The organism is Sphingopyxis sp. JAI108 (assembly GCF_013410105.1).
GTDB lineage: Bacteria > Pseudomonadota > Alphaproteobacteria > Sphingomonadales > Sphingomonadaceae > Sphingopyxis > Sphingopyxis chilensis.
Genome location: NZ_JACCCJ010000002.1, coordinates 232,802 through 253,998 on the forward strand (window position 1 = coordinate 232,802; position 21,197 = coordinate 253,998).

Consider the following 21,197-nt stretch of genomic DNA (forward strand, 5'->3'; position numbering starts at 1 on the left):
GGCGCGATTCGCCAAATCGCTCCATCCAATAAAGTAACCGGTGTCATTTCTTGCACGAGCGAGATCCGGGGCGATTAAGGGAGGATGATAATGGCTATTCATGCAATGCGGAGCATTCGCACTTTGACCCGGCTGGCGTGCGGCGCATCGCTTGCGGCGTTGACCGTCGGGCCGGCCTGGTCGCAGGACGCCGCCGGCGAGGCCGTCGCGAGCGAAGACGAGATCGTCGTCACCGGCTTTCGCGCATCGCTCGACAAGGCGCTCGATCAAAAGCGCGATTCGATTTCGGCGGTCGATGTCATCGTCGCGGAGGATATCGCGAAATTCCCCGACCAGAATCTCGCCGAATCGCTCCAGCGCATCCCCGGTATCTCCATCCAGCGCGACGCCGGCGAAGGCCGTGCGATCACCGTGCGCGGGCTCGGCGCGCAATTCACCCGCGTCCGTCTCAACGGGATGGAAACGATCGCGACCTCGACCGACGGCGCGTCGGCGAACCGCGACCGCGCGTTCGACTTCAACGTCTTCGCCTCCGAACTGTTCACCTCGCTCGTCGTCCACAAGACGGCATCGGCCTCGCTCGACGAGGGTTCGCTGGGGGCCGTCGTCGATCTCAACACTGGCAATCCGCTCGGCGGCAAGGAAGGGTTGACGCTCGTCGGCTCGGCGCAGGCGCGCTACAATGATCTGACCAAGGATGTCGATCCGCGCCTCGCGGGCCTCATCGCCTGGACGAACGCCGATCGCACCTTCGGCGTGTCGGCGTCGATCGCCTGGTCCGACTATGGGACGGACGAGCTTGGCAACAACACGGTGCGCTGGGCGCAGGCGCCGTTCCGCAGCGTCGATGGCGTGACCTGTCTTTCGGGTTCCGATTTCGTCGCCAATCCCTCGGACGGCTGCATCGAGGTCGCCGAAGCCTTTCACCCGCGCATTCCGCGCTATGGCCTCGTCCACCACGACCGCTCGCGTCTCGGCGCGACGGCGTCGATCCAGTTCGAGCCGAGCGAGAACACCAGCATTTCGATCGACGGCCTCTATTCGAAGTTCAAGGAAACGCGCGACGAATATTGGGGCGAAGTGTTGCTGCGCAGCAACGAGCGTTCGATCGACCTGTCGAACTACACGATTGATGCGAATAACAATCTGATCGCGGCCGACCTCGACAATGTCTATGTCCGCACCGAACGTTATTCGCGCCAGAGCGAGACCGAATTCTACCAGATCTCGGGCCGGCTGGAACAAAGGCTGACCGATACGCTGGGGGTGAACCTGCTCGCGGGCTTCTCCAAGTCGCAGGCCGATATTCCGGTCGAAACGACGCTCGCCTTCGACGATCGCGATGCGACCGGATACCGTTTCGACTATTCCAACATGAAATATCCGGTGCTCAGCTTCGGTCCCGGGATCGAGGACCCGGAGGCGTTCGAGCTTGCCGAATTCCGCGATCGCCCGTCGTACCAGACGAACAAGTTCAAGACCTTCGCCGCCGACTTCGACTGGGACGTCGCCGACCGGTTCAAGCTGCTCGCGGGCGGCTTCTATCGTCAGTTCGATTTCGACACCGTCCAGTTCAGCCGCGACAGCACCTATTGCGCGGCCTTCACCTGCGCGCCGGGTACCAACGGCCTGCCGGTGACATCGGACATTGCCGAAATCTTCAACCTCGGCGATGCGGGCCAGCCTGACGGCAACACCAACGCGTGGGTCGTTCCCGACCTCGACGCGGGCACCGCACTGATCGACCTTTATGGTCGTCCTGCCGTGCTTCAGGAGGGGCAGCAGCGCGCGGTCACCGAAAAGACCTATGGCGGCTGGTTCATGACCGAATTCGAAACCGACCTGCTCGGCATGCGCCTGACCGGCAACGCCGGGGTGCGCTACGTCAAGACCGACCAGTCGTCGTCGGGATTCACCGGGGGCTCGTTCGTTACCGTCAAACGCAGCTATGACGACTGGCTGCCGTCGTTCAACGTGAATCTCCACCCGACCGAGACCATCATCCTGCGCGGAGCGATCGCGAAGGTGATGACGCGCCCGACACTGGGCACGCTGTCGCCCAGCGCGTCGGTCGATCAATTCAACTTCCGCGTCACGACGGGCAATCCCTTTATCGAACCATATCGGGCAACGACCTTCGATCTCGCGGCCGAATGGTATTTCGCGCCGGGCGCCCTTGCGTCGGTCGCGCTGTTCGCGAAGGATATCGAGAGCTTCCCGCTCGGGACCTCTACCCAGGGCACTTTCGCATCGAGCCCCGTGCCGTTGCCGCCGCTCACGCCCGGAACGCCGGCATATATTGCGGTTGTTGACGGCGCCGATCCCAACCGGGAATTCGAATATCGAACGACCGGTAACGGGCCGGGGGCCAATTTGAAGGGCGTGGAACTGTCGTTGCAGCTGCCCTTCTCGGTCTTCTCGGACTCGCTGCGCCACTTCGGCGTGCTCGGCAACGCGACCTTCGTGAAGAGCGATGTCGATTACACCGTCCCCGGTCCGCTGGCCTATGATCCGACTGACAACCGGCTCGAAGCGCAACCCGCGGACACCTATACCCAGCCGCTGCTCGGGCTCGCCAAGCGTGCGTGGAACGCCACCGTCTATTATGACGACGGCAAATTCTCGATCCGCACCTCTGCGGCGTGGCGCAGCGGCTACAACGACAGCACCAGCGGCAACAACAATATCTTCGAAGGCTATGGCAGCTCGTTCAACGTCGATGCCTCGATCCGCTATCAGGTGACCGAGCAGCTCGAACTGTCGATCGAGGGCACCAATCTGACCGACGATTATCGCTATCGCTTCAACGATATTTTCGCCGAGCGCAATTACGAGAACAACCACTACGGCCGCACCTTCCTGTTCGGGGCGCGGTTCAAGATCTGACGCGAAGGGTTCGTCCCGGTGGGGCCCGGTTCCGTCTTCAGGGAACCGGGCCTTTCTTTTTTCAGGAGAAAGAGGTGACCGATCGCCGCGACATGCTCAAGCTGGCCGGAGCCGGGCTGCTGGGGACAGGTTTCTCGGGCTTCGGTGCCCCCGCCGCCTTGGCAAGGGCACCGGCAGCGCCGGCTCGCTCCGGCCCCGCGCCGGCGGGGGCGAAGGGCTTCGACGGCCAGCGCAAGGCCGACCTCGGCGACGGGCGCTTCCTCAATCCGATCATGGCGGGCGACCATCCCGATCCGTCGATCCTGAAGGATGGCGCCGACTATTATATGACCTTTTCGACCTTCGACAGCTATCCGGGTCTGGTCATCTGGCATTCGCGCGACCTGGTGAACTGGCGCCCGATCGGCCCCGCGCTACGCAAGAATATCGGGTCGGTATGGGCACCCGAACTGTGCAAGCACGGGGGCCGCTTCTATCTCTACATTCCGACCAAGGGCCCGAACACGAGCTGGGTGATCTGGGCCGACCGGATCGAGGGTCCGTGGAGCGAACCGATCGACCTGAAGCTGCCCGACCATATCGACCCCGGCCATGCGGTCGGCGAGGACGGCTCGCGCTGGCTGTTCCTGTCGGGCGGCGACCGGGTAAGGCTTTCGGACGATGGCCTCGAACGCATCGGCGAGCCCGAGCATGTCTATGATCCGTGGCGCTATCCTTCCGACTGGGTTGTCGAAGGCTTCGCGCCCGAAGGGCCGAAGATCACGCGGCGCGGCGATTATTATTACATGATCACTGCGGTCGGCGGCACGGCGGGGCCGCCAACGGGCCATATGGTGATCGCGGCGCGGTCGAAATCGATCCACGGTCCATGGGAAAATTGCCGCGCCAATCCGCTCGTCCGCACCAGATCGGCGGCGGAAAAATGGTGGTCGCGCGGTCATGCGACGCTCGTCGAAGGACCGGCGGGCGACTGGTGGAGCGTCTATCACGGCTATGAGAATGGTTACTGGACGCTCGGGCGGCAGGCTTTGCTCGATCCCGTAGAATGGACCGATGACGGCTGGCTGCGCATGAAAGGCGGCGACCTGTCGCGGCCGATCGCGAAACCGAAAGGCGGCACGGTCGCAGGGCCGCACGGCATGGCGCTGTCGGACGATTTCGCGAGCCTCGCGCTCGGCGCGAAATGGAATTTCTTCAAGCCGGCGCCGGACGAAGCCGGTCGCGCACACGTCGAGGATGGGGCGCTCATTCTGAAAGCGCGCGGCACCGCGCCGGTCGATTCCTCGCCGCTGCTGCTGATCGCCGGCGACCAGGCGTACCGGTTCGAATGCGATATCGAGATCGCGCCGGGCGGCACGGCAGGGCTCATCCTCTTCTACGACGAAAAGCTTTATTGCGGGCTCGGCTTCGATGGCGCGCGGTTCGTCACCCACCAATATGGCATCGAACGCGCACGGCCCGCCAACCCGCATGGGACGCGGATGCGGATGCGTGTCACCAACGACCGCCATATCGTCACCTATGACACCAGCGGCGACGGCGGAAAGACATGGGTTCGCTTCGACCGCGGCATGGAGGTGTCGGGATATCACCATAATGTGCGCGGCGGCTTCCTGATGCTGCGCCCCGGCCTCTATTCGGCGGGGCAGGGCGAGGCGCGCTTCCGCAACTTCACCTTCAGGGCGCTCGATTAAAGCGTCACACCCGACTTCCAGATCGCGATATCGCGCTCCTCATTGGCTTCGGCCTTCGTCGCTCCGCCCGAGGCGGTGGCGGCGATGAGGTCGAGCAGCGCGCCCGACGCAGCATCGAAACCTGCGACGAGCACCTGTCCCGCATCGAAGTCGATCCACCCCGCCTTGCGCTGCGCCAGCGCGCTGTTGGAGGCGATCTTGAGCGTCGGCGCCGGAAAGCCGAGCGGCGTGCCGCGGCCGGTGGTGAACAGGATAATCGTCGCGCCCGCCGCGGTCAGCGCGGTCGAAGAGACGGCATCATTGCCCGGCGCCTCGAGCAAGGTCAGGCCGGACAGCATGGCTTCGCCGCCATAGCGCCGGACATCGACGAGCGGCACCTTGCCGCCCTTCTGCACCGCGCCGAGCGATTTTTCCTCGAGCGTCGTGATCCCGCCCGCGACATTGCCCGGCGAGGGATTCTCGCTCACCGGTTCGCCGTGGCGAACGAAATAATTCTTGAAATCGCGAACGAGCGCGACGGTGTCGTCGAACACGTCGCGCGATACCGCGCGGTCCATCAGCAGCTGCTCGGCGCCGAAAATTTCGGGTATTTCGGTCAGCACCACCTTGCCGCCTGCCGCCGCCACGGCATCGGCCATGCGCCCGACGAGCGGGTTGGCGGTGAGGCCCGAGAGGCCGTCGGAGCCACCGCATTTGACGCCGAGCACCAGCTTTGCGAGCGGCACCTCGCTGCGCGGCTGGTCGGCGCACCGCTGGGCCAGCTCGTCGACCAGCGCGAGGCAGGCGGCTTCGTCATCCTCGACCGCCTGCGCCGACAGGGTCCGAATATGCGCGCGGCGCTCGTCCGGGATCAGGTCGAGCAGCGCGCCGAGCTGGTTGCTTTCGCATCCGAGCCCGACGATCAACACCCCGCCGGCATTGGGATGCTGCGCGAGCGCCGCGAGTAGCGCGCGCGTGTGACCGAGATCGTCGCCAAGCTGCGAACAGCCGAAGGGGTGTTTGAAAGCGTGGACGCCATCGACGCGTCCCGCATGGCGTTCGCCGGCGATTCTTGCAACGCGCGCGGCGAGGTTGCCGACGCAGCCGACGGTCGGCAGGATCCAGATTTCGTTGCGCGTCCCGACGCGTCCGTCGGATCGGACATAGCCGCGAAAAGTCCACGCCGGCGGGGCCTCGGGCTTCGTGTCGGATGCGCCCGGGACATAGCGATAGTCGCCCTCGCTGGTGAGCGCGGTCGCCAGATTGTGGCTGTGGACATGCTCGCCGGGAGCGATGTCGGCGGTCGCGATGCCGATCGGAAAGCCATATTTGATCACCGCCGCGCCGCGCGCGATCGGCGCGAGCGCGATCTTGTGCCCGCGTCCAACCGCGGCCGCGGCCCGAAGGCGGCCGTCGGCGGACAGGATGCTTCCCGCCGCGATGTCGGCAATCGCGGTCGCGACATTGTCGGCGCCATGGACCCGCACCGCCTCGATTCCATTCTCGCCGGTCATCGCCGCTCAGCGTCCGGCGCGGTGAAGAGATTTGTCATACATCCGATATTCGCTTGCCTTTGACACCGGTGTCTCTTACACCTCATCGCGTGAGAGGGAAATGAGAAAGATGCTGGCGACAAGCGATCAAGAGAATGTGGCGCGTGCCCTGATCGACGCGCGTGCGGGAAAGACACCGCTTACCATCTATCCCGGCGCGATGCCGCAGACGATGGCAGAGGCCTATGCGATCCAGGATCGTGCGATCGCGTTCGACGGCCGCCGCATCGGCGGATGGAAGGTCGGGCGAATCGCCCCCGAACTTGTCGATCGCTATGGCGGCAACCGCCTGACCGGCCCCATCTTCGCCGATGAAATCGTCGATGGCGTTGCCCACCGGCCGGAGATGCCGGTCTATGCTGCCGGCTTTGCCGCGGCCGAGGCCGAGGTGCTGCTCTGCTTCGGCGACGTCGGTACGCGCGCCTATGATATCGACAGTGTGCGCGGCTGCATCGCCGACGTCCGCACGGGAATCGAAATCGCGAGTTCGCCCTTTCCCGAGATCAATCGCCACGGTCCCGCGGTCACCGCGTCGGACTATGGCAACAACAAGGGGCTGGTCCTCGGCCCGCCGATCGCCGATTGGCAGAACGCCGACCTCATCCGCATGCCCGTGGCAATGTCCATCGACGGCGCGCCGGTCGGCGCCGCGACGATGGAAGCGATGCTCGACGGCCCCTTCGGCTCGGCGCTGTTCCTGATCGAAATCCTGCGCGCGCGCGGCATAGCTATTCCACCCGGAACATGGGTGTCCGCCGGTGCGATCACCGGTATTCATGAAATCAGGCCGGGCCAGCGTGCCGAAGCAATCTTCGACGGAAAAATCCGCGTCGGCTGCTCGATCAAAGGCTATTAAGCCAACAACAGGAGAGGATTATGGCACAGGCATTCGCGGACGGAGGGACGGCGGCGCCGGTGCCTCGGTCGGGGCGCTACCGCTGGCTGATCGTCGCGGTGCTGTTCGCCGCTACCACGGTCAATTATATCGACCGCACCATGCTCGGCCTGCTCGCGCCGACGCTCGGCGACGAGCTGAAGTGGACCGAGAACGACTATGGCAACATCGTCACCGCCTTCCAGTTCGCCTATGCGCTGGGCTTCCTGCTCATGGGCTGGCTGATCGACCGCTTCGGTCCCAAGATCGGCTACGGAATCGCCATTGCGATCTGGACGATCGGCCATGTCGCGCATGGTTTCGCCTCGTCGGTCGTCTCCTTCATGCTCGCGCGCGTCATCCTCGGCGTCGGCGAGGCGGGGCATTTTCCGTCGGTCGTCCGCGCGTCGAGCGAATGGTTCCCGCAAAAGGAACGCTCCTACGCGATCGGCTGGGTCAACAGCGCGACGACGATCGGCGTTATCCTCACCGCGCCGACGGTCGCCTTGTGCATGCGCGTGCTGGGCTTCGACTGGCGCGAAACCTTCATCTACACCGGCGCTTTCGGCCTCCTGCTCCTGCTCCTCTGGCTCTGGCTCTACAGCAACCCGCGCGAAAGCGGGAAGGTCAGCGAGGCCGAGCTCGCGTGGATCGAACATGATCCGCCCGAAAAGATCGAGCGCATCGGCTGGAGCAAGATCGTCACCAAGCGCGAGGCCTGGGCCTTTGCGATCGCCAAATTCCTGACCGACCCGGTGTGGTTCCTGATGCTCTTCTGGCTGCCCAAATATTTCAGCACCACCTATGACGTCGACTTGAAGATCGTGCTGCTGCCAATGATCATCATGTATCTGCTCTCCGACGTCGGCAGCATCTTCGGCGGCTGGGTGTCGTCGAAGCTGATCCAGTCGGGCCACAGCGTCAATTTCGCGCGCAAGGTCACGATGATTGGCGCGGGCCTTTGCGTGCTGCCCCTGCTGTTCGTCACGGGCCTTGCCAATATGTGGCTCGCGGTCGTGCTGATCGGCATCGCGCTCGCCGGGCACCAGGCCTTTTCGTCGACGATCCTGTCGATCCCGCCCGACATGTTCCCCAAACGCGCGGTCGGCTCGGTGATCGGGCTCGGCGGCTTCATGGGCGGGGTCGGCGGCATGATCATGGCGAAGTCGACCGGGCTCGTGCTCGACGCGACGGGGGGCAATTACACGGTCATCTTCGCGGCCTGCACGACCGTCTATTTCCTCGCGGTGCTCGCGGTCCATATCCTGAGCCCGCGCCTCGAGCCGGTCAGCGTGGAAAGCGGAAAATAGCTCCATGCCGCGCCCGCTGCGCCTCTCCCCCGACCGCCTCTTTCCGTCCGATCCGGCGCAGCGCGACATCGCGCGCCGGCTCTATGCGGAGGTCGCGAATCTCCCGATCGTCAGCCCGCACGGGCACACCGACCCGAGCTGGTTCGCGGGCAACGCGCCTTTCGGCAATGCGGCGGAGCTGCTGCTCCACCCCGACCATTATGTGTTCCGGATGCTCTATTCGCAGGGCATATCCCTCGACGCGCTCGGCATCCGCGACGGGCAAGCCGATCCGCGTGAAAGCTGGCGGCTGTTCGCCTGGAACTACCATCTCTTCCGCGGCACGCCGAGCCGCATGTGGATGGACTGGGTGTTCGCCGAGGCCTTCGGCTTCGACGTGCAATTTTCGGCCGAGACGTCGGACCTCTATTACGACCGGATCACCGAGGCGCTGGCGACCGACGCCTTCCGCCCGCGCGCGCTGTTCGACCGCTTCGGGATCGAGGTGATCGCGACGACCGAAAGCCCGCTCGACACGCTCGAACATCATGCCGTCATCCGCGCCGCCAACGCCAGCGGCGAATGGGCGGGCCGTGTCATCACCGCCTATCGCCCCGACCCCGTGGTCGATCCCGAGTTCGAGGGCTTTCAGGGCAACCTCCAGCGCTTCTCCGACCTCTCGGGCGAGGATGCGTTCAGCTATGCGGGCTATCTCGCCGCGCACCGCAATCGCCGCGCCTTCTTCGCCGAAATGGGCGCGACCTCGACCGATCACGGCCATCCGACCGCGGCGACCGCCAACCTGTCCGAGGCCGAGGCCGAGGCGCTGTTCGCGCGCGTCACCGGCGCCGATGTCAGCGCCGCCGATGCCGAGCTGTTCCGCGCGCATATGCTGACGGTAATGGCGGGGATGAGCCTTGATGACGGTCTCGTCATGCAGATCCACCCCGGCGCGTTCCGCAATCACAATCCGTGGTTGTTCGCGAACTATGGCCGCGACAAGGGCGCCGATATTCCGATGGCGACCGACTATGTCCACGCGCTGCGTCCGCTCCTCGGCAAATATGGCAACGAAGCCGCGCTGACGATCATCCTCTTCACCCTCGACGAGACGAGCTACGCGAGAGAGTTGGCGCCGCTTGCGGGTCATTATCCGGCGCTGAAGCTCGGCCCGGCGTGGTGGTTCCACGACAGCCCCGAAGGGATGCGCCGCTTCAGGAACCAGATGACCGAGACCGCAGGCTTCTACAACACGGTCGGCTTCAACGACGACACCCGCGCCTTCCTGTCGATCCCGGCGCGCCACGATGTCGCGCGGCGTATCGATTGCGGCTTCCTCGCGCAGCTCGTTGCCGAGCACAGACTCGAGGAATGGGAGGCGGCGGAGCTCGCGGCCGACCTCAGCTACAATCTCGCGAAGGCGGCGTACAAGCTGTGAGGCTCGGCCCCGATACGGCACTCCCGGCGTCGGTGCAGGCGCCGGACTACGACCGCGCCGTCCAGGCGGCCGGCATCGTCCATATCGGCATCGGCGCCTTTCACCGCGCGCATCAGGCGGTCTACACCGACGACGCGATGAACGCGGGCGATCGCGACTGGGGCATCATCGGCGTGTCGCTCCGCTCGGGCGGCGTCGCGGCGCAGCTGAACCCGCAAGGCGGGCTCTACACCGTCGCGACGCGTCGCGCGGCCGGGACGCGGCTGCGCGTGGTCGGTGCGGTGCGACATGTGCTCGTCGCGGCCGACGACGCGCAGGCGGTCATCGACGCCATCGCCGCGCCGACGACGCATATCGTGAGCTTCACGGTTACCGAGAAGGGTTATCTCCGCGGCGCCGATGGCACGCTCGATCTCGCCGCCGCGCGTGGTGCGCCGAGCCTCTATCGCTTTGTCGGCGCCGGACTTGCCGCGCGCAAGGCAGCGGGGCTTGGCGGGCTGACGCTGCTCAGCTGCGACAATCTCGCCGGCAATGGCGCGGCGCTGAAGGCGCTGATGCGCCAGTATCTCGCCGCCGAATATTCCGATGTGCTTGGGTGGTTCGACAGCGAATGCCGCGCTCCCTCGACGATGATCGACCGCATCGTCCCCGCGACGACCGACGCCGACCGTGCCGCCATCGAGGCCACTCTCGGTGCGCGCGACGACGGGGCGGTGGTCACCGAAGGCTTCAGCCAGTGGGTGATCGAGGATGATTTCGCCGGCCCGCGCCCGCGCTGGGAAAATGTCGGGGCCGAACTTGTCGCGGACGTCGCCCCCTATGAGACCGCCAAGCTCAGGATGCTCAACGGCGCGCATTCGGCACTTGCCTATATCGGGCTTGGAAAGGGGCATGACTATGTCCATCAGGCGATCGCCGACGCCGATGTTCGTCCGGTGATCGAGCGGCTGATGCGCGCCGAGGCCGCGCCGACGATCGCGGCGGCGCCGGGACAGGACCTCGCTGCCTATGCCGATGCGCTGCTCGACCGCTTCGCCAATCCCGCGCTGAACCATCGGCTGGTCCAGATCGCGATGGACGGCAGTCAGAAGATCCCGCAGCGCTGGCTCGAGACGCTGGCGTGGCATCAGCAACGCGGGGCGCGGTGCTCCTCGCTCGAATCCGCGATCGCGGCATGGATCGCCTTCCTGCGCAGCGATCACCCGATCGACGATCCGCTCGCCGACAAGCTACGCGAAGCGGCGGCGGGTCCGGATGCGATGGCAAAACTGTTCGGCGAAGATGGTCTGATCGCGTCGGAGTGGCGGCCGGCCTAGGTCGGAACCAGCAGCCCCCGGCTCTCGCGCACCTCGGTGTCGAGCCAGTCGATGAACGCCCTTATCCGCGGCTGCGGCGCGACGTCGCGGTGGAGCGCGAGCCAGAAGGCACGCGCGACCGTCTGTTCGCCCCGCACGCGCACCAGCGCCGGATCGCCGCTCGCAAGGAAGCAGGGCAGCACGCCGACCCCCGCTCCGCCCGCGATCATCCGCCGCTGCGCGAGGATCGACGACGAGCGCACCGTCGCGCGAAGTCCCGGCTCGATCTCGCCCAGATAGTCGAGTTCGGGGGCGTAGAGGATGTCGGGCATATAGCCGATCACCGGGATGCCGGTGCGCGACAGCGGCGCGGCGGCGACCGCTTGGTGCCAGTCGGGGCGGTCGGCGGGCGCGTAGATGCCGAGGCTGTAATCGGACAGTTTGCGCGTGATCAGCGGGCCCTTGCGCGGGCGCGCGAGCAACACCGCCATATCGGCCTCGCGCCGCGACGGGTTGAGGAAACCCGACGAGGCGACCAGGTCGATCTCGAGCTCGGGGTGCGCCGCCACGAAACCCGCGAGGCGCGGCGCGATGAAGCTGTTGCCGAAGCCTTCGGACACGCTGACGCGGAGTTGCCCCGACAGCGCCGACCCGCCTTCGGAAGCCTTGTGGATGCGCGCCGCCGCCGCGGCCATCGCTTCGGCATGCGGAACGAGCGCCCGGCCCGCCGCAGTCAGAACGAAACCCGTCGTCGCGCGTTCGAAGAGCGTCTGCTGGAGCGCGGTTTCGAGCGCGCTGATCTGGCGGCTCACCGTCGTTGCGTCGACGTGGAGCGCCGCCCCGGCGCGCGCAAGCGAGCCGTGGCGTGCGACGAACAGGAAATATTGCAGCTTGTCCCAGTCCATAAGCTGCAAATATGCAGTATCGGACTGCAAGTCTATCCCTTGCCATCGGCCGCCGGTTGGGCTGTTGCATCGGCAAGATTTTTACGGGAGACTCGGACATGCGACAGATCGACCATCACATCGTCGGCGGTGCCGGCGGCAGCGCCCGCCAGGGCGATGTCTTCGACCCGAACAATGGCGGCGTGCAGGCGCAGGTCGCGCTCGGCGACCGTGTGCTGCTCGACCGCGCCGTCGCTGCCGCCAAGGCCGCGCAGCCTGCCTGGGCCGCCACCAATCCGCAGCGCCGCGCGCGCGTGATGTTCGAATTCAAGCGCCTCGTCGAAGCGAATATGAACCAGCTCGCCGAAATGCTCTCGTCCGAACATGGCAAGGTGATCGCCGATTCAAAGGGCGATATCCAGCGCGGCCTCGAAGTCATCGAATTCTGCTGCGGCATCCCGCATGTGCTTAAGGGCGAATATACGCAGGGCGCCGGCCCCGGCATCGATGTCTATTCGATGCGCCAGCCGATCGGCATCGGCGCCGGCATCACCCCGTTCAACTTCCCCGCGATGATCCCGCTGTGGATGGGCGGCGTCGCGACCGCGACGGGCAACGCCTTCATTTTGAAGCCCAGCGAGCGCGACCCGTCGGTGCCGGTGCGGCTGTCGGAACTGTTTCTTGAGGCAGGTATGCCCGAGGGCATTTTCCAGACCGTCCACGGCGACAAGGAAATGGTCGACGCGATCCTCGACCATCCCGACATCGGCGCGGTCAGCTTTGTCGGCTCGTCGGACATCGCGCATTATGTCTACAACCGCGGCGTCGCGAACGGCAAGCGCGTGCAGGCGATGGGCGGCGCGAAGAACCACGGCATCGTCATGCCCGACGCCGATCTCGATCAGGTCGTGAACGACCTCACCGGCGCCGCCTTCGGCTCGGCGGGCGAACGCTGCATGGCGCTGCCCGTCGTCGTCCCCGTGGGCGAGGACACGGCCAACCGCCTGCGCGAAAAGCTGATCCCGGCGATCGAGGCGCTGCGCGTCGGCGTGTCGACCGATGCCGAGGCGCATTACGGCCCCGTGGTGACAGAGGCGCACAAGGAAAAGGTCGAAGGCTGGATCGCCAAATGCGCCGACGAAGGCGCCGAGCTCGTCGTCGACGGCCGCGGCTTCACCTTGCAGGGCCACGAAAAGGGCTTTTTCGTCGGCCCGACCCTGTTCGACCACGTCACCCCCGACATGGAAAGCTACAAGGAAGAAATCTTCGGCCCCGTGCTCCAGATCGTCCGCGCCCCCGATTTCGAAACCGCGCTCGAACTGCCCAGCAAGCACCAATATGGCAACGGGGTCGCGATCTTCACGCGCAACGGCCACGCCGCGCGCGAGTTTGCCGCGCGCGTGCAGGTCGGCATGGTCGGGATCAACGTGCCGATCCCGGTGCCGGTCGCCTATCACAGCTTCGGCGGCTGGAAGCGCTCGGCGTTCGGCGACACCAACCAGCATGGCATGGAAGGCGTGAAATTCTGGACCAAGGTCAAGACGATCACCCAGCGCTGGCCCGACGGGGTGGGTGGGGCTGGCGACGCCGGCAACGCTTTCGTCATCCCGACGATGGGCTGACGGGCTCACCGGGCGCGCCAGTGAAACCAGTGCGCCCGGTCGAACATTTCTCCCACGAAGGAGAATGACGATGATGCGATGGACAATGCCTGCGGCGCTTTTGCTGCTTGCCGCGTGCAGCGGCGGTCAGGACGACGAATCGGGCCCCGAAGCCAGCTCGAATGTCGGCCCGCTGCAAAAGGCCGAGCGTCCGGCGCCCGCCGAAACGCCCGAGGCGGACGCCGAGGCCAAGGCGCCGGCAACGGCCGAAGCCGACGACCAGGTCGACGGCAAAACAATCCCGCCCGCGATCCGTGGCCGCTGGGCGCTCAAGGCCGCCGATTGCGCCGCACGACGGGGCACCGACCTGACCGCGCTGACGATCGATGCGACCAACCTGCGCTTCTTCGAATCGCACGGCGAACTCGCGCGCGTTCAGGCAAGCGACGCGGGCAGCATCGTCGCCGATTACAAGTTCAGCGGCGAAGGTGAGGAATGGGATCGCCGGATGCAACTCGACCTCGCCGATGGCGGCAAGACGCTCGTGCGCCGCGATTCGGGTGAGGGTGCCGCCGCGGACGCGATGCGCTATACGCGCTGCGCCGGATAATATTTTCGAAAGGGAGATTTACGATGGACTTTCGCCTGCTCGCAATCGCCGCCGTCCTGCCCCTCGCCGCCTGTACGCAGGAGCGGCCCCCCGTCGAATCGGCCCCGCCGCCGCCCGAAGCCGAAATGACGTGCAAGGTGGAAGCGGTGCAATCCTATGTCGGGCAGACCGCGACCCCCGACCTCGGCGGTACGATTCTCAAGGCATCGGGTGCCCGCACGCTTCGCTGGGGCCCGCCGCGCTCGGCGATGACGATGGACTATCGTCAGGACCGCGTGAACATCATGTACGACGACGCTTACAAGATCACGCAGGTCACTTGTGGCTGATTCCAGCCGGCGCAATCATAGCTCGGCCTCCCCGTTCGAACCCGTCTATGGCTACAGCCGCGCGGTTCGGGTGGGCAGCCGCATCGACGTCGCCGGCTGCGCGCCGATCGAGCCCGATGGAAGCTCGACTCCCGGCGATGCGGGGGTACAGGCGGCGCGTTGCCTGACGATCATCGGCGAGGCGCTCGAAGCGCTCGGCGGCAGCTTCGTCGATGTCGTCCGCACGCGCATGTATATCACCGACGCCGCCGACGCCGACCTCGTCGGCCGCGCCCACGGCGCGGTGTTCGGCGATATCCGCCCGGCGGCGACGATGCTCGTCATCCCGGCGCTGATCCGCCCCGAGTGGAAAGTCGAAATCGAAGCGGAGGCGATTCTAGAGAAATGACCATGACCGACCAGTTCCAGCTTACCGATGACCAGCTCGCCATCCAGGACATGGCGTGCAAATTCACCGCCGACCGCATCACGCCCTTCGCGGCCGAATGGGACGAAAAAAATCATTATCCCGTCGACGTATGGAAGGCGGCGGGCGAGTTGGGTTTCGGCGCGATTTACGTCGCCGAGGAATCGGGCGGCATCGGGCTCGGCCGGATGGAGGCGGCGCTGATCATGGAGGCGATGGCCTATGGCTGCCCCGCGACCAGCGCCTATATCTCGATCCACAATATGGCGACCTGGATGATCGACCGCTTCGGCGGCGCGGAGATCAAGGCGCGCTTCCTGCCCGAGCTTGTCAGCATGGAGAAGATCGCGAGCTATTGCCTCACCGAACCCGGCTCGGGGTCCGACGCCGCGGCGCTCAAGGCGTCGGCAAAACGCGACGGCGACCATTATGTGCTCAACGGCACCAAACAGTTCATCTCGGGCGCGGGCTACAACGACATCTATGTGTGCATGGTCCGCACCAGCGAGGAAAAGTCGAAGGGGATCAGCTGCCTCGTCGTCGAAAAGGACACGCCGGGCCTCAGCTTCGGCGCGCCCGAGAAAAAGCTCGGCTGGAACGCTTCCCCCACCGCGCAGGTGATCTTCGAGGATTGCCGCGTGCCGGTCGAAAATCTCGTCGGCGCCGAGGGCGACGGCTTCCGCTTCGCGATGGCGGGGCTCGACGGCGGCCGTCTCAATATCGGCGCCTGCTCGCTGGGCGGCGCGCAGCGCTGCCTCGACGAGGCAATTGCTTACACCAAGGACCGCCAGCAGTTCGGGCAGCCGATCGCCGATTTCCAGAACACCCAGTTCATGCTCGCCGACATGGCGACCGACCTCGAAGCCGCGCGCGCTCTGCTCTACATGGCCGCAGCAAAGGTCACCGCGAACGCCCCCGACAAGTCGCGCTTTTCGGCGATGGCGAAACGGCTCGCGACCGACAGCGGCAGCAAGATCGTCAACGACGCGCTGCAACTGTTCGGCGGCTACGGCTATCTGAAAGATTATCCGATCGAGCGTTTCTGGCGCGACCTGCGCGTCCATTCGATCCTCGAAGGCACCAACCAGGTGATGCGGATGATCGTCGGAAGGGACCTGCTGCGCCAATGACGGACGATGTTTTGATTTCGACCGACGTCCGCGTCGGGCACATTGCGCTCAACCGCCCCAAGGCGATCCACGCGCTCAACCTCGCCATGTGCGAAGCGATGATCGACGCGCTGCTGAAGTGGCAGGGCAACGCTGCGGTCGAGGCGGTGATCATCGATCATAGCGAAGGCCGCGGCTTCTGCGCTGGCGGCGACATCCGCATGCTTGCGGAGAGCGGCGCGAAGGACGGGAAGGAAGCACGCCTGTTCTTCCACACCGAATACCGCCTCAACCACCTGCTCTTCACTTACCCCAAGCCGGTCGTCGCCTTCATGGACGGCATCACCATGGGCGGCGGGGTCGGCATTTCGCAACCGGCGAAATATCGCGTCGCGACCGAACATACGCGCTTCGCGATGCCCGAGACGGGGATCGGTCTGTTCCCCGACGTCGGCGGCGGCTGGTACCTGCCGCGCCTCGAAGGCCGCGTCGGCGCCTATCTCGCGCTCACCGGCGCGCGGCTCGACGGGGCGGAGTGCTTGGCGCTCGGCCTCGCCACCCATTACCTCCCGTCCGAAAAGCTCGCCGAGGCGAAGGCGCGCATCGCGGTCGATCCGACCCGTATCGGCGGCATCCTGGGCGAATTGTCGGTTACCGCGCCGCCCGCCGCGATCACCCAGCATATCGAACGGATCAACCGCCTGTTCGCGAGCGACACCTATGAGGAGATCCTCGCCGCGCTCGAAGCCGACGGCGGCGAATGGGCCGAAAAGGAGCTCGCGACGCTGCGCACCAAAAGCCCGCAGACGTGCAAGGTCGCGCTCCGCCAGCTCAAGGAGGGCGGCGAGATGCACGACTTCGCCGAGCAGATGCGCCAGGAATATGCGATCGGCAGCCGCGTCGTTCAGATGCACGATTTCATCGAAGGCGTCCGCGCGTTGATTATCGACAAGGACAACAGCCCGCGATGGGACCCGCCGACCCCCGAAGCGGTGACCGAAGACTGGATCGACGCGATCTTCGCGCCATTGCCTGAAAATGAGAAATGGACCCCTCTAACCTAAACCGTCACCCCGGCGCAGGCCGGGGTCTCATCGTCGAGATTCCGGGCTTCGCCGGAATGACGAAGGAGATTGCCGAATGACCTACGAAACCCTTCTCGTCGAAACGCGCGGCGCCGTCACGCTCGTGACGCTCAACCGCCCACAGGCGCTGAACGCGCTCAATTCGGGCGTTCTCGACGACCTGATCGCCGCCTTCGCCGCCTTCGAGGCCGACCCCGGCCAGCGCTGCGCCGTCCTCACCGGCTCGGGCGACAAGGCCTTCGCCGCGGGCGCCGACATCAAGGAAATGGCCGACAAGCCCGCGTCCGATTTCTACCTCGAAGATTTCTTCTCGAAATGGACGAGCGACTTCGTGAAAAAGGTGAGGAAGCCCTGGATCGCCGCGGTGAACGGCTTCGCGCTCGGCGGCGGCTGCGAACTTGCGATGATGGCCGATTTCATCATCGCATCGGACAAGGCGAAATTCGGCCAGCCCGAAATCAAGCTTGGCGTCGCGCCTGGCATGGGTGGGTCGCAGCGGCTGACCCGCGCGGTCGGCAAGGCGAAGGCGATGGAAATGTGCCTGACCGGCCGGATGATGGATGCCGCGGAGGCCGAACGCTCAGGCCTCGTCGCGCGCGTCGTCGAACATGCGACGCTGGTCGACGAAGCGGTCAAGACCGCGACGACGATTGCGTCGATGCCGCCGATGGCCGCGATGGTGAACAAGGATATGGTCAACGCCGCGTTCGAAACCACACTCGACCAGGGCCTCATCTACGAACGCCGCCTGTTCCAGATCCTCGCCGCGACCGAGGACAAGGCCGAAGGCATGGCTGCCTTCATCGAGAAGCGCGAAGGCGTTTGGAAGGGACGGTGACATGAAAATCGCTTTTATCGGACTCGGCAATATGGGCGGCGGGATGGCCGCGAACCTCGCGAAGGCAGGGCATGAGGTCCGCGCCTTCGACCTCAGCGAAGAGGCGTTCGCGCGCGCCGTCGAAGCGGGCTGTTCGCGCGCTGCCTCCGCTGCGGAAGCCGTCACCGGCGCCGAAGCCGTTGTCACGATGCTCCCCGCGGGCAAGCATGTCGCGTCGGTCTATGAAGCCGACGTCTTCCCGCACGCCGCCGACGGCACCCTCCTGCTCGATTGCTCAACAATTGATGTCGCGACGGCGCGGAGTAATATCGAAGCCGCCGCTAACGCGGGCCTCGTCGCCGTCGACGCGCCCGTGTCGGGCGGCATCGCCGCCGCCAATGCCGGCACGCTGACGTTCATGGTCGGCGGCACCGACGAGGGCTTCGCGCGCGCCGAACCGATCCTTGCGAAAATGGGCAAGGCGGTGATCCACGCCGGCGACGCGGGCGCGGGGCAGGCGGCGAAGATCTGCAACAACATGCTGCTCGGCGCCTCGATGGTCGCGACGTGCGAGACGCTCGCGCTCGCGCAGAAACTCGGGCTCGACCCGCAGAAATTTTTCGACATCGCCAGCGTGTCGTCGGGGCAATGCTGGTCGCTGACCAGCTACGCGCCGCTCCCCGGCGTCGGCCCGACGACGCCTGCCGACAATGATTACAAGGGCGGCTTCGCCGCGGCGCTGATGCTCAAGGATCTCCGCCTCGCGATGGAGGCCGCTGCAAGCGTCGATGCCGACGTCCCGATGGGATCGAAGGCACGCGAACTCTACGAAGCCTTTGTCGAGGCCGACAGGGACGGCCGCGACTTTTCGGCGATCATCAAGACGTTGCAGGGCTAACGCCCTCATCCAACGGGGATCGGGTTCAGTAAAAGTCCGCCGTCTCGCCGCCATCGCTGCGTTCGGTGCGATGCACCTGCGTCGGGGCCTTGCGCTCGCCGGTCCTGACCTCGATCCGGTCCCCGAAGCGCCGCACCTCGGCGGGCGACAGGATGCGCGCCCGCGCAATCCCGACCGCCGTCGCCTTCGGCGCCGCCACCGGGGCTGATGCCGGCACGCTGCCGGAAAGCAGGAGGACGGCGAGGAGGGACATGGCGTTCATATTCTGCCGTAACGGCAGGTGTTGCCACCGCTTTAACCCTGAATCGCAAGTTTCCGGTCGCACCTGTGGCGGTCGCGAAGCAAAAGAAAGGCCGCCTGCCCCGCGCTGGGACAGACGGCCTGCTTTTCGTAAGCGGACGGGGCTTAGAAGCCCGACTTCGCTTCCGCTTTCTCTTTCAGCAACGGCGCGATTTCGAAACCATGTTTCTCGAGCGCCGCGACGATCTTGTCGGTGCCTTCCAGCCCCGCCCAGAACATCGGGCCGCCACGATAGACCGGCCAGCCATAGCCATAGATCCACACGACATCGATGTCGCTCGCGCGCTGCGCCTTGCCTTCGGCGAGGATCAGCGCGCCTTCGTTGACCATCGGATAGAGGGTGCGCTCGATGATCTCCTGATCGGTGATCTCGCGCTTCTCGACCCCCGCCTTTTGGCGGAATTCCTCGATGATCTCGGCAACGCGCGGGCTTTCGCTCGGCGTGCGCTTTTCGTCATAGTCGTAAAAGCCCGCCTGCTTCTTCTGGCCCCAGCGGCCTTCGGCGGCGAGCGCATCGCGGATGCTTTCGATGCGGTTGGGGTCGCGGTGCCAGCCGATGTCGACGCCGGCAAGGTCGCTCATCTGGAACGGCCCCATCGGCATCCCGAACTCGACATGCACCTTGTCGACCTGCGCCGGCGTCGCGCCTTCGAGCAGCAGCTTCATCGCCTCCATCTGGCGCGGCTTGAGCATCCGGTTGCCGATAAAGCCGTCGCACACGCCCGCGACCACGGCGACCTTGCCGATCTTTTTGCCGATCGCCATCGCCGTCGCCAGCGCATCGGGTGCGGTCTTGTCGCCGCGCACGACCTCGAGCAGCTTCATGACGTTGGCGGGTGAGAAGAAGTGCATGCCCAGCACGTCGCCGGGACGGCTCGTCGCGGTCGCGATTTCGTCGATGTCGAGATAGGAGGTGTTCGACGCGAGGATCGCGCCGGGCTTCGCGATCTTGTCGAGCTTGCCGAAAATGTCCTTCTTGACGTCCATATTCTCATAGACCGCCTCGATGATGAGGTCGCAGTCGGCCAGCGCGTCGAGGCTGAGCGACGGGGTGATCAGCCCCATCATCGCATCGACCTGCTCGGGCTTGAAGCGGCCCTTGGCGGCCGAGGCGTCGTAATTCTTGCGCACGACGCCCAGCCCGCGGTCGAGCGCGTCCTGCTGCATTTCGACGATCGTGCACGGGATGCCCTTTTGCAGGAAGTTCATCATGATGCCGCCGCCCATCGTGCCGGCGCCGATGATGCCGACCTTCTTGATCTCGCGCAGCTGCGTATCCTTCGGCAGGCCGTCGATCTTCGCCGCCTGGCGCTCGGCGAAGAAGATGTGGCGCTGCGCCGCCGACTGGCTGCCGAACATCAGCTTCATGAACTGCTCGCGCTCGAACGCGAGGCCTTCCTCGAACGGCAGGCGCGTCGCGGCTTCGACGCAGGCGAGGTTAGCGTAAGGCGCCTCGAACCCGCGCCAACGCTTGGCGTTGGCGGCCTTCAGCTTTTCGATCACCGCGACGTCGCCGAACACCGGGCGCTCGCGCGTCGGGCGCGGGCCGTCGGCGATCTTGGCGCGCGCAAAGGCAATGGCGTCCTGGGCCAGGCTGTCCTCGCCCGCGAGTTCGTCGACAAGGCCGAGCTCTTTCGCCTTGGCGGCGGGCAGCGGGTCGCCGGTCGAGGTCATCGTCGCCGCGGCTTCGACCCCGACGACGCGCGGCAGCCGCTGGGTACCGCCCGCGCCGGGCAGCAGGCCGAGCTTCACTTCGGGCACGCCAAGCTTCGCCGAAGGAACGGCGATGCGGTAATGACAGACGAGCGCGGTCTCCAGACCGCCGCCGAGCGCCGTGCCGTGGATCGCCGCGACGACCGGCTTCGACGCCGCTTCGATGCTGTTCAGCACCGCGTTGAAATCGGGGCCGCGCGGCGGCTTGCCGAATTCGCTGATGTCGGCGCCCGCGATGAAGGTCGCGCCGGCGCAGCGCAGCACGATCGCCTGCACGCTATCGTCGGCGAGCGCGGCGCCAAAATTATCTTCGAGTCCCTGACGGACGTGCCAGCTCAGCGCGTTCACGGGAGGGTTGTTGACGATGATGACGGCGATTTCGCCATCCTTTTCCATCGTGACGGAAACGGGGGTTTCTTCGGTCATGGGAGAACTCC

General features: G+C 65.6%; 18 protein-coding genes. 14 read left to right on the top strand and 4 right to left on the bottom strand.

The window, feature by feature from the left end; genetic code table 11:
* Positions 1-90 precede the first annotated feature (90 nt).
* Both HDC29_RS12185 and HDC29_RS12190 read left to right on the top strand, forming a co-directional pair.
* Positions 91-2,886 carry a TonB-dependent receptor gene (locus HDC29_RS12185; RefSeq protein WP_179497904.1) on the top strand — a complete coding sequence of 932 codons (2,796 nt, stop codon included), beginning with the start codon at positions 91-93 and terminating at the stop codon, positions 2,884-2,886.
* Between the two features lie 92 nt (positions 2,887-2,978).
* Positions 2,979-4,580 (top strand): family 43 glycosylhydrolase, encoded by a 1,602-nt coding sequence (locus HDC29_RS12190; RefSeq protein ID WP_218844574.1) that lies wholly within the window; start codon positions 2,979-2,981, stop codon positions 4,578-4,580.
* On the opposite strand, the gene HDC29_RS12195 is transcribed toward HDC29_RS12190, so the two are convergent.
* A complete protein-coding gene (locus tag HDC29_RS12195) occupies positions 4,577-6,073 on the bottom strand; it encodes a UxaA family hydrolase (RefSeq protein ID WP_179497908.1) in 1,497 nt (498 codons plus the stop codon). The two genes, HDC29_RS12190 and HDC29_RS12195, sit on opposite strands and share 4 nt — an antisense overlap.
* A gap of 100 nt (positions 6,074-6,173) precedes the next feature.
* On the opposite strand from HDC29_RS12195, the gene HDC29_RS12200 reads away from it, so the two are divergent.
* Genes HDC29_RS12200 through HDC29_RS12215 form a run of 4 tightly spaced genes read left to right on the top strand, consistent with a single transcriptional unit; the run spans position 6,174 to position 11,029 of the window.
* Positions 6,174-6,968: a 2-keto-4-pentenoate hydratase gene (locus HDC29_RS12200; protein ID WP_306455583.1), complete on the top strand. Its 795-nt coding sequence runs from the start codon at positions 6,174-6,176 to the stop codon at positions 6,966-6,968.
* Between the two features lie 20 nt (positions 6,969-6,988).
* A complete protein-coding gene (locus HDC29_RS12205) occupies positions 6,989-8,296 on the top strand; it encodes an MFS transporter (RefSeq protein WP_179497910.1) in 1,308 nt (435 codons plus the stop codon).
* A gap of 4 nt (positions 8,297-8,300) precedes the next feature.
* Positions 8,301-9,713, top strand: coding sequence for a glucuronate isomerase (uxaC, locus tag HDC29_RS12210; RefSeq protein WP_179497912.1), 1,413 nt, complete (start codon positions 8,301-8,303; stop codon positions 9,711-9,713).
* Positions 9,710-11,029 (top strand): mannitol dehydrogenase family protein, encoded by a 1,320-nt coding sequence (locus HDC29_RS12215; RefSeq protein WP_373562800.1) that lies wholly within the window; start codon positions 9,710-9,712, stop codon positions 11,027-11,029. The genes uxaC and HDC29_RS12215 overlap by 4 nt, the downstream gene beginning before the upstream one ends.
* Here the strand turns inward: HDC29_RS12215 and HDC29_RS12220 are convergent.
* Positions 11,026-11,913, bottom strand: coding sequence for a LysR family transcriptional regulator (locus HDC29_RS12220; RefSeq protein ID WP_179498876.1), 888 nt, complete (start codon positions 11,911-11,913; stop codon positions 11,026-11,028). The two genes, HDC29_RS12215 and HDC29_RS12220, sit on opposite strands and share 4 nt — an antisense overlap.
* 98 nt (positions 11,914-12,011) lie before the next feature.
* On the opposite strand from HDC29_RS12220, the gene HDC29_RS12225 reads away from it, so the two are divergent.
* From HDC29_RS12225 to mmsB, 8 genes are all read left to right on the top strand, one after another.
* Entirely contained in the window at positions 12,012-13,514 is a 1,503-nt protein-coding gene (locus HDC29_RS12225) for a CoA-acylating methylmalonate-semialdehyde dehydrogenase (RefSeq protein ID WP_179497916.1), read from the top strand.
* A gap of 70 nt (positions 13,515-13,584) precedes the next feature.
* Positions 13,585-14,103, top strand: coding sequence for a hypothetical protein (locus tag HDC29_RS12230; protein ID WP_179497918.1), 519 nt, complete (start codon positions 13,585-13,587; stop codon positions 14,101-14,103).
* 23 nt (positions 14,104-14,126) lie between these two features.
* The gene (locus tag HDC29_RS12235; RefSeq protein ID WP_179497919.1) at positions 14,127-14,432 is read left to right on the top strand and encodes an I78 family peptidase inhibitor; all 306 of its coding nucleotides are present in this window, start codon (positions 14,127-14,129) and stop codon (positions 14,430-14,432) included.
* On the top strand, positions 14,425-14,820 hold the full coding sequence (locus HDC29_RS12240) for a RidA family protein (RefSeq protein WP_179497920.1): 396 nt from the start codon (positions 14,425-14,427) through the stop codon (positions 14,818-14,820). Before HDC29_RS12235 ends, HDC29_RS12240 begins: the two co-directional genes overlap by 8 nt.
* A gap of 2 nt (positions 14,821-14,822) precedes the next feature.
* Positions 14,823-15,968 (top strand): acyl-CoA dehydrogenase family protein, encoded by a 1,146-nt coding sequence (locus HDC29_RS12245; RefSeq protein ID WP_179497921.1) that lies wholly within the window; start codon positions 14,823-14,825, stop codon positions 15,966-15,968.
* Positions 15,965-17,011, top strand: a complete 1,047-nt coding sequence (locus HDC29_RS12250) for an enoyl-CoA hydratase/isomerase family protein (protein ID WP_179497922.1) — start codon at positions 15,965-15,967, stop codon at positions 17,009-17,011. The genes HDC29_RS12245 and HDC29_RS12250 overlap by 4 nt, the downstream gene beginning before the upstream one ends.
* Positions 17,012-17,087: 76 nt before the next feature.
* Positions 17,088-17,870 carry an enoyl-CoA hydratase-related protein gene (locus HDC29_RS12255; protein WP_179497923.1) on the top strand — a complete coding sequence of 261 codons (783 nt, stop codon included), beginning with the start codon at positions 17,088-17,090 and terminating at the stop codon, positions 17,868-17,870.
* Position 17,871: 1 nt separating this feature from the next.
* Positions 17,872-18,747 (top strand): 3-hydroxyisobutyrate dehydrogenase, encoded by an 876-nt coding sequence (mmsB, locus tag HDC29_RS12260; protein WP_257018258.1) that lies wholly within the window; start codon positions 17,872-17,874, stop codon positions 18,745-18,747.
* Between the two features lie 25 nt (positions 18,748-18,772).
* On the opposite strand, the gene HDC29_RS12265 is transcribed toward mmsB, so the two are convergent.
* The gene (locus tag HDC29_RS12265; RefSeq protein ID WP_179497924.1) at positions 18,773-19,009 is read right to left on the bottom strand and encodes a hypothetical protein; all 237 of its coding nucleotides are present in this window, start codon (positions 19,007-19,009) and stop codon (positions 18,773-18,775) included.
* Between the two features lie 143 nt (positions 19,010-19,152).
* Positions 19,153-21,186, bottom strand: coding sequence for a 3-hydroxyacyl-CoA dehydrogenase NAD-binding domain-containing protein (locus HDC29_RS12270; protein WP_179497925.1), 2,034 nt, complete (start codon positions 21,184-21,186; stop codon positions 19,153-19,155).
* Between the last annotated feature and the right edge of the window lie 11 nt (positions 21,187-21,197).